The sequence below is a fragment of the Providencia rustigianii genome (assembly GCF_900637755.1).
In the GTDB taxonomy this organism is placed as follows: Bacteria; Pseudomonadota; Gammaproteobacteria; order Enterobacterales; family Enterobacteriaceae; genus Providencia; species Providencia rustigianii.
The window spans coordinates 2,581,130-2,594,205 of sequence record NZ_LR134396.1 but is presented as its reverse complement, the minus strand read 5'-3'; the positions used below and the strand labels follow the sequence as shown (position 1 = coordinate 2,594,205).

The following is a 13,076-nucleotide window of genomic DNA, read 5'->3' as shown; positions in this document are numbered from 1 at the left end:
GTTTTCATACAGTTTAGCCTGTTTTTTTATACAGTAAAGAGGCAGAGTGAAAAAATTAAAAAGTTTTTTTGGACCAACCTAACTTTGAGCTTAACGTATTGAAATAATTGTAATCTTTTGGGTGTATTAAGTTTAAGCTTTTTGAACTACGTTTGATGATGACTTCTTCGCCATCCTGTATAGGTAGCATAATTTGGCTATCACAGCTCACTTCATAGTCAATGTTGGTACGCAAAAATTTCAAGCGAATGCTGCTGTCACTGCTGATCACGAGGGGACGAGATGACAATGTATGAGGAAACATTGGCACCAATACAATGGCGTCGAGATTGGGTGTCAAAATAGGCCCGCCGGCAGATAATGAATAGGCTGTAGAACCCGTTGGGGTGGCAATAATTAATCCATCAGAACGCTGAGAAAAAGCAAATTTATCATCAATATAGACTTCAAACTCAATCATATGTGCAACTTTGCCTGGGTGAAGTACTACCTCGTTGATAGCACTACTTTTACGTGATTTTTGATTTGGTTTGATCACTTGCGCTTCTAATAAAAAACGCTGTTCTTCATGATACTCACCATCCAAAACTCGGGAGAGTTGTTGCAGGGCATTATCGGGATCGAGGTCAGTTAAGAATCCTAAATTACCACGGTTAACACCGATGACTTTATTGTTATAACGAGATAAAATGCGTGCCGCTCCAAGCATATTGCCGTCACCACCGACAACAATGACCAGATCGGCTTGTTGACCAATTTCAGTCAATGTACCGGCATTGGCATTGGCCAATTTCAAATCTTTGGCAACTTGTTTATCAATAATCGCATGGTAATTTTTCGAAATTAGCCAATGATAGATAAGTTCATGGGTTGCCAGTGCTTCAGGATGCCTAGGGTGCCCAACAATACCGATAGTTTTAAATGGTGATTGTGGTGTTGTCTTATCCGTTTGCATACTTTTTTGGCCTCTCATTGTATGACTTCCCTTGAATCCCTGTATTAGATCCCCATAATACTCTCATATATCGAATTATTGCTAAATACGCGGAGATATTCATGAGTAGTAAAGAACAAAATGTGCATGATGAGCAAACTTCTGAGCAAACTGAAACTCAAAAAGTTGAAGCAGAACAAGAAGTCGATACTCAACAAGCTGAAGAACAAGCGTTAGCCGCGCGCATTGCTGAGCTTGAACAGCAACTTGAAGCTTCCCAAAAAACTGAGCGAGAAGCAATGTTGCGCGCTCACGCAGAAATTGAAAATGTTCGTCGTCGTACTGAGCAAGACATCGAAAAAGCACACAAATTTGCTCTTGAGAAATTCTCAAATGAGTTATTGCCTATTATAGATAACTTAGAGCGTGCTATTGATGCTGCTGACCACGAAAACGAAGAATCAAAAGCGATGCTAGAAGGCTTGAATCTGACTCTCAAAATGTTCTTGGATGCTGTCGGAAAATTCGGTATAGAAGTCGTTGATGCTGCTAACGTACCATTTAATCCTGAAGTCCACCAAGCAATGACCATGATCGAATCCCCTGATCACCAAGCTGGGCAAGTGATCAATGTGATGCAAAAAGGTTATACATTGAATAACCGCTTACTGCGACCAGCGATGGTTATTGTTTCTAAGTAAGTTTAGGATATTTAAAATAAAATGGGATGCTTAGCATCCCATTTTTGTTTCTATCAATTCATGTTATTCGTCAATGACAGGATTCCAATTGATAGGTGTAAGACCTTGTTGTTCTAACAATTGATTAGTTTTTGAAAAATGTCCGCATCCAAGAAAACCTCGATGAGCTGAAAGTGGCGATGGATGAGGCGCTTTCAATACATGATGGCGTTTAGTATCAATAATTCGTCCTTTCTTTTGGGCATGCGCTCCCCATAAAAGAAAAACAACGCCTTCAGTATGCTCATTGATTGCTTCGATTACTTTATCTGTAAACGTTTCCCAACCCAAGTGGGCATGCGAATGCGCATTTCCCTGCTCAACGGTTAATACCGTATTGAGAAGTAACACCCCTTGCCGCGCCCAACTCAGTAAATACCCATGATTAGGCCGCACAAAGCCGGGGATATCTTGTTCTAGCTCTTTATACATATTGACTAAAGATGGTGGTGCCTTGATGCCAGGAAGCACGGAAAAGGATAAGCCGTGGGCTTGTCCCGGACCATGGTAAGGGTCTTGTCCTAGGATCACGACTTTGACATCGGCCAGCTCTGTATAACGAAAAGCGTTAAAGACGTCTTCTTGTGGTGGATAAATAATTTTTCCATTTTGGCGTTCTGAGGCAACGAAAGCCAGCGTATCTTGAAAATAGGTTTGTGACTTTTCTGAGCCAATCACATCGTGCCAAGTTACCGTATTTGACATGAAATATTCCATTGCTATCTATGTATAAAGGTAGCTTACTGTTTCCTTGGTCAGAGATAAAGTATTGTTCATTGCTAATGCCTTCAAATTATTTTGAAAATTTACAAAAAATAATTAAAAGAATGCAAATATGATTTTTGATTTAAATCAGAAACATGCGCACCCCAAATTGATTGCCACACAAAATATTTGATAAATATCAAAGAAAGCAGGGTGTCTAGCTGGTATATATTAGATAAATAGGTTGGTTAGACCAATTATCCAATCAAAAGCTATTAAAGATGGTTAGCGAAGATTGATCAAAATCTGATTCGAACGTGGAGGTCGACATGATTACTGGTATTCAAATTACTAAAACTGATAATGCAGCACTGCTGAACTCATTCTGGTTACTGGATGATGAGACAAACGAAGCGCGTTGTGTGTGTGCAAAAGCAGATTATAACGAAGGTCAAGTAGTTGCTAAAGATGAATTAGGTGCTTTTGAGTTCCGTGAAGTTCCTCTGGAAATGAAACCAACCGTTCGTGTAGAAGGTGGCCAGCACTTAAATGTTAACGTATTAAGCCGTGAAACATTGGAAGATGCAGTAAAAAATCCAGAGAAATATCCACAGTTAACTATCCGTGTTTCTGGTTACGCAGTGCGTTTTAACTCATTAACGCCAGAACAACAACGTGATGTTATTACTCGTACTTTCACAGAAAGTTTGTAATAAACATTAAGGGGTCAATAGATCTCTGAGCTTAACAAATTCTAAAAGCCATTGTTATCAATGGCTTTTTTATTCCCTTCTAATAAAGTCGATTATTTCCCCTGTTCGCGATTTATATTTCAATACTCTTCCTGAATAACGTATTTGTTAGGGAGAGTCTATGCCTTTGAGTACAACCTTACAGACGATAATTAAAAAAGATGAACTTTCTTTAATTCAAGAAGGTTTAAATCTGTACATACAAAACCCATTTACCGAAACATTTTGTAGTGTTGGTGATAAATGGTCATCAAATATCACTAAGGAGGATTTTTTAGGAAGCGATGCACAAAATAAGGATTATCTTTTAGCGCTATTGTCACGAGGCGCATATTACAGTCGTTGGCAAGAAATTCATGGAATAAAAAAACTAAATACAGAACAAATTAATCAGTTGGGAATAACGGCTGAACTACTAAGTGATAATTTTACTGGATTTCAAGCAAATATTTGCCGTTTTAATAATTTATATATTCTATGTTTTGCTGGGACTAACGATATAGTCGATTTTTATGCCAATGTCAGACAAGGATTGGGATACTATGAACCCCAATATTTTCAAGCTGTTGGATTAACAAATATTCTATATAAAGCTGTTCAGGGTAATATTATTTGTACTGGACATTCTCTTGGTGGTGGGCTCGCATCCATTGCTGGGTTAGCTAGCCAGTCCCCTTGTATCTCATTTAGTCCTGCAGGGCTAGCGCAAAGTACGGTACAAAAAATTGGCATGGATTATCACTTAGCTAAGAAGATGGCAGATAATGGATTAATGCGCTTTTATACTGTCCAATATGATTGGCTTGATGCTCTTCAAAACGCGTTACCAATCCCTCCTGCGTTGGGAAATCGTATTAAAATGGCCTATAGCGAACAAAGCTCTTGGAAAGACTGGCTTCCTCATCGTCTCTTAACCCGAAGTTTTATTGCACATACGATGGTGAAAATAACTAGGATGATGTGCAAATATAAACCATGGAATAACTGGAATGCTATTACGGGGGAATTCGATAAGCAGGTAGATATTATGCTTACAGAGTTTCCAACTGTTGAAGAGCAGAAAATTATAAACTGGCAGGAAAGTTGTAAAAACGCAATTAAGCAGGGAAATATAAATGAATTTTCTACACTGCTGTCGATGAATAATAAGCAATGTAATATTGATAGTTTGGCAATGCAATCAGCTCGCTCGGTGAATAGCCAGTTTATTAAGGTATTACTTAAATCTTCATATGGGAAGGGAATTCAAAATATGAAATTAGCACAGCAGAAAAGTATTTTACATATTGCTGCGCAGAGTGGACAAGTTGCACAGTCAGAAATTTTGCTGCATAGCGGGATAATGGTAAATGTAAAAGATAGCTTAGGTAATACACCGTTACATGATGCGTTAAATAGCCATGCGCTTGAGGTCGCTGAATTATTATTATCAAAAGGGGCTGATTGGCGGATGGAAAATAATCAAGGTGACAATTGCCGAGATATTTTAAGTCATCACATGATTAAAGAGACATCATTAACGGATGAGGGGAGAGCCTCGAGGAAAAAAATCTATCAAATGATGAATTAAAAAAACGGACCGAAGCCCGTTTTTTCTTAAATTACTCTGTTTTTCCGCTATTATCTGGAGTCGGCGGGGTAGCAGATGTACGGCGCTTACCGATATTTTTCTTATCGCGCTCACGTACTTTAATTTTCTTTTTACTTTGTTCTTCTTTTTTCTTTTCTTTACGTTTAGCCAGCACTTTCTTCGACGGTTTTGGTTTCGTCAGCATCGCATCTGAAGGTGCTTTTGTTGTTGGCCGTAAAGAATCCACCACTCGAATCTTGATAGGATCTTCAATGTATCGGGTGATTTTGCCAAACAGTGGGAAATCGTGAGCTTCCACAAGTGAAAGTGCAGTACCTTTACGTCCCGCACGTCCTGTACGACCAATACGGTGTAAATAAACATCTGCCGTACGTGGTAGGTCAAAGTTAAATACGTGGCTTACGTTTTCAATGTCTAAGCCGCGAGAAGCTACATCGGTAGCAACTAGGACGTTAACTTGCCCGGTAACCATACGGCGCACCGCTTCATTACGTTTAGCCTGTACCATTTCCCCTTCGATGTAGCAAGGCTCAATCCCAGCAGTTCGTAGCCACTGAACGACCTCACGTACACGCTCACGTTTACGAACAAATACGATAGATTTAGTGACATCTTTTTGTTTGAGTAAATGGCACAGTAAGGCTGTTTTGTGTTCTAGGTTGTCCGCACGGTAATAAAACTGTTGGATTTTTTTGCGTTCACGACGTGATGGGTCTGCACTAATCTCAACAGGATCTTCCAATAAGCGCTCGGCGAAATCACGGATAGCATCCCCTTCAAGGGTTGCAGAGAACAACATGGTTTGTTTGCGCCAGCGGGTTTCTGCCGCAATAGTTTCGATATCGTGAGCAAAACCCATGTCTAACATGCGGTCAGCTTCATCAAGGATCAAAATTTCTACAGCGCGGCAGTCAAAGTTTTCTTCTTTAATATATTGCAGTAGGCGACCGGTGGTTGCGACGACAATATCTTGGTTTTCGCTGAACACTTCTGCGTGGTTCATATACGCGACTCCGCCTGTAATTGTGGCGACGTCTAAATGATTATGTGCGCAAAACTCTTTTGCTTGATCAGCAACTTGCATGGCTAATTCGCGAGTTGGCGTCACGATCAGAACACGAGGTGGTCCTGATTTTTTTCTCGGAAAATCAAGTAAATGTTGAATTGCTGGCAATAAGAATGCCGCTGTTTTACCTGTTCCGGTAGGGGCTGAACCTAACACGTCGCGCCCATCCATTGCTGGAGGGATCGCGGCTTCTTGGATAGCCGTTGGGCGCTCGTAACCTTTATTGGTTAGCGCTGTGATTAGGCTTTCATCAAGTTCAAGTTCAGAAAATGTGGATGCAGTCATGATATACCTCTGTTTGGGGCGCTGATTATAAACAGGTTAGCAAAATTGTTCACCACAAAAATCAGTTTTCGTAGAGTTTACCTGTTTTTAATGGCGGAGGGTATATGGGGAAGGACTTGCCTACGACGAGTTTGGCCCCGTAATAGGCAAGTTTATTGCTTGATTAGCTGAGCATGTTAATTAACCAAGTGTGGTAAGGGATCCCCACGAGGTCGATAAGCACTGCACCACTTAATGGAACAATCATGAAGGCTTTCATGGAGACGTGTTTGTAACGCTCGCAAACCGATGACATGTTTGCCATGGCGTTTGGTGTCGCGCCTAGCCCATGTCCCATCATGCCTGAACACATTACCGCCGCATCGTAGTTTTTACCTAATAGTCGGAAGACCACGAAGACAATAAACAGGATGATAGCAACAGTTTGTGCCAGTAAGATGATAAATAATGGTAGTGCGATAACTTTCAATTCCCAAATTTTTAAGGACATCATCGCCATAGTTAAAAATAGGCCTAATGAAACGTCGGAAATTAAATTGATGGATTTCTGGTTAATTCGAACAATTTCAACTTGGTCATTAATGTTTCGTACAATGATCGCGATAATCATCGCACCCACATAGCTTGGCAAAGAGAATCCTGTTGCTTTCGTGAATTGCGCTGAAGCAAATTGACCAATGACCATCACACCTAAAATTAGTGCTAACATTTTTAAGAAAGCATGTGCGTCGATTGAGTCGATTTTGCCTGCTAGCTTCTCTTCAACTTTTACACTTTCAATATTTTCTTCGCTTTGAATCGTTACTTTGTGTTTTTTAATTAGGTAGCTCGCGATGGGACCACCTAATAAGCTACCTGAAATTAAACCAAATGTTGCAGCAGCGATAGCCGCAACAGTTGCAGATTGTACACCAAGGCCTTCAGCCATACTGCCAAATGCTGCCGCGCCACCGTGTCCACCTGTGAGAGAAACACCGCCAGCCATGATCCCAATAACCGGATCAATGCCCAGTAGATGAGCCAGACCTGCGCCGAAAGTATCTTGGAAAATAACGAGAGTCCAACAAATCAGTAAGTAAGTGATTAACAAACGACCACCGCTTTTTAAAATGCGGAAACTGCCATCGATACCGACAGTGGTAAAGAATGCGACCATCAGAAATGTTTGCAGGCTGGTATCAAAAGTGATTTCAGCCAGATCGAAAGATTTTAATCCCCAGATAAGTAAACTAACTAAAAAACCGCCAATGACAGGTGAAGGAATACAAAAACGTTGTAGCCATTCAATCCGTTTTTTGAGGTGTACACCCATGAGCAGGCAGAGCACTGTCAGGAAGAGTGTGGTGAGTGTGTCGATTTGGAACGTCATTGGTATCCCCTTGTTTTATACTTTGTCTTTCAAGCTACAGCGTTGTTGGTTTCTCTCAGGTACCCTAGTCACATACTTATGTATGCTCCTAGGGATACCTTCGTTTACCGCCTAGCTGTAACTCGAAATCCAAGGGTATAAATATCTTTTTAGAGATATATACGGTTGTTCTTCAAATTACAGCGTTGTTGGTTTCTCTCCGGTCCCCTAGTCACATACTTATGTATTCTCCTAGGGATACCTTCGTTTACCGCTTAGCTGCCACTCGAAATTCCATCAATCTGTAACCCAAAAATCCAAGCATTTAAAATTTAAATACTTTTATTTTTATATAGTTGCTTAGTTGACTAAGCTTTTATTTATATATTGAAAGACAAGGTAAAGTTGTTTATCAGTCGTTTTATTGTGCTTGTTGTTTTTAGAATAAATATTGGTAAATCAAATAGGCTGCAAGTTTTGATGTGTGGTTATCAATATCAAATGCAGGATTACATTCAGCGATGTCAAACAGCGCAATCTTGCCACTCGCCTTGATAACGTTAAATAATTCATCAAACGTTTCAGTAGAAATTCCTCGTGCTGCTGGGGCACTGACTCCCGGAGCAATACCGGCAGAAAATACATCTAAATCCACGGTGATATAGAGATAATCGACCGAATCAATAAACAGCTGGAGCTGCTCAATGGCTTTGGGCAACTGACTTGGTGTTAGCGCTTTATCGCGAATATATTGGCAACCAAGACGATCTGCCGTGTTGAATAACACTTTAGTGTTTCCGTGATCAGCAATACCCAAACAGAGATAATTAAACGGGCGTTGATACCGTTTACACAGTTGTGAAGCTTGTAAAAATGGTGTGCCCGAGGTCGCTTCGGATGCTTCTCGTAAATCGAAGTGAGCATCAAAGTTGATAATTCCGATCGTTTTTTCTGGAGAATATTTCTGAACGAAATCAAAAACTCCTTGAAAACTGGCATAACCGACTTCATGCCCTCCACCAAGAATAATTGGCTGTTGTTTCTGTTCTAAGATCTTAATAATTTCATCAGATAATCTGCGCTGAGCACTTTCTAAATCCCCATCATCGCAGCTCACAGTGCCGGCATCACGGATAGCTAGAGGTTGATGAATCGGTAACCCAGCCAACTGGCGGCGAATTTCATCAGGGCCTGCTTTCGCACCTTCACGCCCCTTGTTACGTCTTACTCCTTCATCTGAAGCAAAACCGAGCAGTGCGAACTTTGCAGGTGAGAATTGATTGATAACCTGATGGATTCTAAGATGCTCTGCGGTTTCGCCATCAGTACGACCTTGCCATACAAAAGGTTGCGACATAATTACTCCAAATTAATTAGTTTTGTTATGTTTTGAGCGGTTTGACACGTTGCTTTGATAAGCTCATCGACGCGATGAATTGAACGAAATTCAGGAGCCATGACGGAAACCACAGCTAAAATATCGTTACCTTTGAAAATAGGAGCGGAGGCGCCGAAAACACCAGCATCTATTTCGCTTACTGAGATGCCATAACCTTGCTGGCGGATCTGGACTAAATCCTTCTTTAATGTCTGCAAATAATTATCTTGCTGTAACTGCTTCCCATGAGTTTCAAACACTAATTCTTGATATTGCTCATCACGAAAAGCTAATAACGTTTTAGCGCTTGCACCACGGATCACTGTGTTACCGTGTCCAACAATGAACGAGCAACGAACCGCTTGTTCACTATCAATCTTATCCACACAGATAGTCTCACGAAGATTAGCGGTAATGATGGCGGCGGTTTCTTGGGTCTTTTTCGCGAGAGCTTGTAGCTCGGACTTTGATGACGTCATCAGCAAACTATGGTGATAGTATTTTTCTTGAGTTTTGATACTCTGCGCACCAACCGTGTAAGTTCCATATTGTTTAGAGTAAGAGACAAATTCCCAATTGATGAGAATTGTTAATAAGCGATAAACGGTTGATAAAGGAATATTGAGCCCATTAGAGATTGCTTGGGGTGTGACTGGAGATACACTGGTAGTGATGAAAGATAAGATATCTAGGGTTCTATTTATGCTGTTCATGGCATCTCCTTTTTTTCGAACTTAGCAGTAAAATTTTTAGCTAACAAATGATATTCTCATAATATGAGAATCTAATTGTTGCAAATAGATTAAATTTATCGATTTGTGAGCCTAAATTGAGAATTTGAGTACAAATAACAATCAAATCAGAGTGACAGCATGAGCAATCAAAAGCCGAAGTACCGTAAAGGGGGGTTTACCTTTAAACAATTCTTTGTGGGTCATGACCGTTGTGCAATGAAAGTGGGTACTGATGGTGTCTTACTAGGTGCATGGGCTCCAATTAATGGGGTACAAAGAGCGTTAGATATTGGCAGTGGCAGCGGTTTGATTGCGTTAATGTTGGCGCAGCGAAATGCTCATCTCAACATCGATGCAGTGGAACTTGATAGTGATGCAGCGGCACAAGCACAACAAAATTTTGATGAATCCCCATGGGCTGAACGCTTACAAATTGTTAATCAAGATATTATTAGTTTTAGTGAGCAAACCACGAAGCAATACGATGTTATCGTCAGTAATCCGCCTTATTTCGAGCCAGCAATATCCTGTCGTGATGAAAAGCGTGATCAAGCCCGTTATACCAGTACATTAAACCACCCAATTTTGTTGGAATGTGCTCGCCGTTGTTTACTGCCACAAGGTATTTTTTGTTTAGTTTTACCCTATGACGTTGGTGAAAAAGTAGAAGGAATGGCGGTTGAGAACGGATGGTTTAGTGCGTTGCGCATGAATGTGCGTGATAAACAAAATACCCCATATCATCGCATGCTATTAGGATTACGGTTGGAGCCGTGCACGGCAGAGGTTTCATCCTTGACGTTGAAACAGCAAGATGGGCAATATACCGATGAATTTAAAGCGTTGATTCAACCGTTTTATTTGAAATATTAATTACCTACCTGCAATATAAATATTTACAGATAGGTAAATTAATTATTATTTTCATTTCATCGAGTTAGAATTGTGGGCCCTGATTTTTCCAGTTGTTCAGGGTAATCTAAAGTGTAATGTAAGCCACGACTCTCTTTACGCTCTAGGGCGCAACGTACCATTAACTCGGCAACTTGCACTAGATTCCTTAGTTCTAATAAATTGTTGGAGATACGAAAATTAGCATAATAATCATGTATTTCCTGCTGTAATAAATGAATGCGGCGCAAAGCACGTTCCAATCGTTTAGTGCTTCTAACTATCCCCATGTAATCCCACATAAATAATCTTAATTCATGCCAGTTATGCTGAATGACAACTTGTTCATCGGAGTTATGGACTCGGCTTTCATCCCAATCATCAAGTTGTGGAACATCAGGGATCTTATCGATCGTTTGAATGATATTTTCCGCAGCGGCCCAACCATAAACTAAGCATTCGAGTAGAGAGTTCGACGCCATGCGGTTTGCCCCATGTAATCCGGTATAACTGACTTCGCCAATAGCGTATAAGTTAGGAATATCGGTCATACCAGTTTGATCAACCATAACGCCACCGCAGGTATAGTGGGCAGCAGGGACGATTGGAATGGAATCTTTGGTGAGGTCTAAACCAAGGGTGATTAATTTGGCATATATGGTTGGAAAATGATGTTTAATAAATTCTGGCGATTTATGGCTAATATCTAAATACATACAGTCAGCGCCAAGGCGCTTCATTTCGTGGTCAATCGCCCTAGCGACTATATCCCGTGGTGCTAATTCACCACGTTCATCATAGTCCGGCATAAATCGGCTACCATCAGGGCGCTTAAGATAGGCGCCTTCACCACGTAAGGCCTCAGTCAGTAAAAAATTGCGAGCTTGAGGATGAAATAAACAGGTGGGATGGAATTGGTTAAATTCTAAATTTGCAACTCGGCAACCTGCTCGCCATGCCATCGCAATGCCATCACCAGATGAAATATCTGGGTTAGTAGTATATTGGTAAACTTTTGCTGCACCACCTGTGGCTAAGACAATCGTTTTGGCTTGGATCGTTTCAACTTGCTCTTTTTGTCGATTCCAGACATATGCGCCAACAATTCGGGAATGACCTGAGGATTGATTTTTATCTTCAAGGATCAAGTCAACGGCATTATAACGTTCTTTGATGTGGATATTAGGATGGGAAAAAGCAAGGTCAACGAGAGTGGTTTCAACTTCTTTACCCGTTGCATCAGCATGATGCAAAATACGACGGTGGCTATGCCCACCTTCTCGAGTTAGGTGATACTGAGTTTCCCCTGTCTCAGTCACTTCGGTGTCGAACAGGACACCTTGATCAATCAGCCATTGGACACAATGTTTGGCATTCGAGGCAATAAATTCGACGGACTGTTTTTCACAAATACCGGCACCAGCAATTAGCGTGTCATCAACATGAGACTCGATGCTGTCGGTATCATCGAAAACTGCGGCTATTCCGCCTTGAGCATAATAAGATGCACCTTCTGTGAGGTTGCTTTTACTGAGAATGGTAACTTGATGAAAAGGGGCGAGCCGTAAAGCGGCGGATAACCCGGCAACACCACTCCCAATGATGAGAATATCAGTATAATGCTGTGTGGATGCGTTCATAAGTGTTTGCGTGTTATGTAGTATCTATTGAGGATTTTATGTTAGCCTATCGAATCCCCTGTGACTACGTATTAATCGATGGTCACATTAACATCCGCTGTTAATTGTATTGATGGCATGTATTATCACATCGAGGATTTTACGCGCAGAATGTCCCATTGATAACACGGTTGTGTATACTATTAGTTATAACTCACAAGGATCTCTAGGATCGAAAGAAGACCAGAATCTCATTTTTTTAATTTTTTTTCGATTTTTTGGGTATTAAATTGAACTTCGTCTGTTTTTACTACTCGAAGTAAGGCTTGCTTAAGGAAGGGAGAAAATGGTCAAGTTAAGCATTTATCAGTCTACGTTCGGGAGTTTGTTCCTGGAATGAGCGAGCAATTGACAGACCAAGTACTGGTTGAAAAAGTACAAAAAGGCGACCAACAAGCCTTCAACTTACTGGTAATTAAATACCAGCATAAAGTTGCAAGTTTAGTTTCTCGTTATGTGCCGCAATCCGATGTTCCAGATGTCGCGCAAGAGTCCTTTATTAAGGCTTATCGTGCAATTGGATCATTTCGTGGTGATAGTGCTTTTTATACTTGGCTTTATCGAATCGCGGTCAACACAGCTAAAAATTATTTAGTTGCCCAAGATCGGCGCCCACCCGCGTCTGATCTGGAAGCGAGCGATGCTGAGAACTTTGAAACAGCTGGTGCTTTAAAAGAAATTTCGAACCCAGAGAACTTAATGTTGTCTGAAGAACTGAAGAAAGTTGTTTTCCGTACCATTGAGTCATTACCCGAAGATCTTCGAACGGCAATTACGTTACGAGAATTAGAAGGTTTAAGCTACGAAGAAATTGCCGAAGTGATGGATTGCCCTGTAGGTACTGTGCGTTCGCGGATCTTTAGAGCAAGGGAAGCAATAGATGAGAAAGTTCAACCCTTGATCCAACATTATTAATATTGTTGGAGTTGTGGGTCAAAATTTAACTGTGAGCAATTAACTGAAGGTAATTGGG

At 40.8% G+C, this 13,076-nt stretch carries 12 protein-coding genes; 5 read left to right on the top strand and 7 right to left on the bottom strand.

Going from position 1 to position 13,076, the window contains the following annotated elements; translation table 11 throughout:
- Positions 1-55 precede the first annotated feature (55 nt).
- Entirely contained in the window at positions 56-955 is a 900-nt protein-coding gene (nadK, locus tag EL244_RS11950; protein ID WP_039855403.1) for an NAD(+) kinase, read from the bottom strand.
- 101 nt (positions 956-1,056) lie between these two features.
- On the opposite strand from nadK, the gene grpE reads away from it, so the two are divergent.
- Positions 1,057-1,635, top strand: coding sequence for a nucleotide exchange factor GrpE (grpE, locus tag EL244_RS11945; protein WP_006814811.1), 579 nt, complete (start codon positions 1,057-1,059; stop codon positions 1,633-1,635).
- A 63-nt stretch (positions 1,636-1,698) separates the two neighbouring features.
- Here the strand turns inward: grpE and ung are convergent, their stop codons facing one another.
- The gene (ung, locus tag EL244_RS11940) at positions 1,699-2,379 is read right to left on the bottom strand and encodes a uracil-DNA glycosylase (protein ID WP_039855076.1); all 681 of its coding nucleotides are present in this window, start codon (positions 2,377-2,379) and stop codon (positions 1,699-1,701) included.
- A 329-nt stretch (positions 2,380-2,708) separates the two neighbouring features.
- Between ung and grcA the strand changes: the two genes are divergently transcribed.
- A complete protein-coding gene (gene grcA / locus EL244_RS11935) occupies positions 2,709-3,092 on the top strand; it encodes an autonomous glycyl radical cofactor GrcA (protein ID WP_006814809.1) in 384 nt (127 codons plus the stop codon).
- A 160-nt stretch (positions 3,093-3,252) separates the two neighbouring features.
- Positions 3,253-4,701, top strand: a complete 1,449-nt coding sequence (locus EL244_RS11930) for a Tle-like phospholipase domain-containing protein (RefSeq protein WP_126461134.1) — start codon at positions 3,253-3,255, stop codon at positions 4,699-4,701.
- Between the two features lie 31 nt (positions 4,702-4,732).
- Here the strand turns inward: EL244_RS11930 and srmB are convergent, their stop codons facing one another.
- From srmB to EL244_RS11910, 4 genes are all read right to left on the bottom strand, one after another.
- Positions 4,733-6,073, bottom strand: a complete 1,341-nt coding sequence (gene srmB, locus EL244_RS11925; protein WP_126461131.1) for an ATP-dependent RNA helicase SrmB — start codon at positions 6,071-6,073, stop codon at positions 4,733-4,735.
- Between the two features lie 163 nt (positions 6,074-6,236).
- The gene (gene gltS, locus EL244_RS11920) at positions 6,237-7,442 is read right to left on the bottom strand and encodes a sodium/glutamate symporter (RefSeq protein WP_006814806.1); all 1,206 of its coding nucleotides are present in this window, start codon (positions 7,440-7,442) and stop codon (positions 6,237-6,239) included.
- Positions 7,443-7,860: 418 nt separating this feature from the next.
- Positions 7,861-8,778 (bottom strand): formimidoylglutamase, encoded by a 918-nt coding sequence (gene hutG / locus EL244_RS11915; RefSeq protein WP_126461128.1) that lies wholly within the window; start codon positions 8,776-8,778, stop codon positions 7,861-7,863.
- A 2-nt stretch (positions 8,779-8,780) separates the two neighbouring features.
- Positions 8,781-9,512: an IclR family transcriptional regulator gene (locus EL244_RS11910; protein WP_126461126.1), complete on the bottom strand. Its 732-nt coding sequence runs from the start codon at positions 9,510-9,512 to the stop codon at positions 8,781-8,783.
- A gap of 159 nt (positions 9,513-9,671) precedes the next feature.
- On the opposite strand from EL244_RS11910, the gene trmN reads away from it, so the two are divergent.
- A complete protein-coding gene (gene trmN / locus EL244_RS11905) occupies positions 9,672-10,406 on the top strand; it encodes a tRNA(1)(Val) (adenine(37)-N(6))-methyltransferase TrmN (RefSeq protein WP_126461123.1) in 735 nt (244 codons plus the stop codon).
- A 56-nt stretch (positions 10,407-10,462) separates the two neighbouring features.
- On the opposite strand, the gene nadB is transcribed toward trmN, so the two are convergent.
- Complete coding sequence (gene nadB, locus EL244_RS11900; RefSeq protein ID WP_126461120.1) at positions 10,463-12,064, bottom strand: L-aspartate oxidase; 1,602 nt, start codon at positions 12,062-12,064, stop codon at positions 10,463-10,465.
- A 375-nt stretch (positions 12,065-12,439) separates the two neighbouring features.
- Between nadB and rpoE the strand changes: the two genes are divergently transcribed.
- Positions 12,440-13,018: an RNA polymerase sigma factor RpoE gene (rpoE, locus tag EL244_RS11895; RefSeq protein WP_006814801.1), complete on the top strand. Its 579-nt coding sequence runs from the start codon at positions 12,440-12,442 to the stop codon at positions 13,016-13,018.
- The last annotated feature ends 58 nt before the right edge of the window (positions 13,019-13,076 follow it).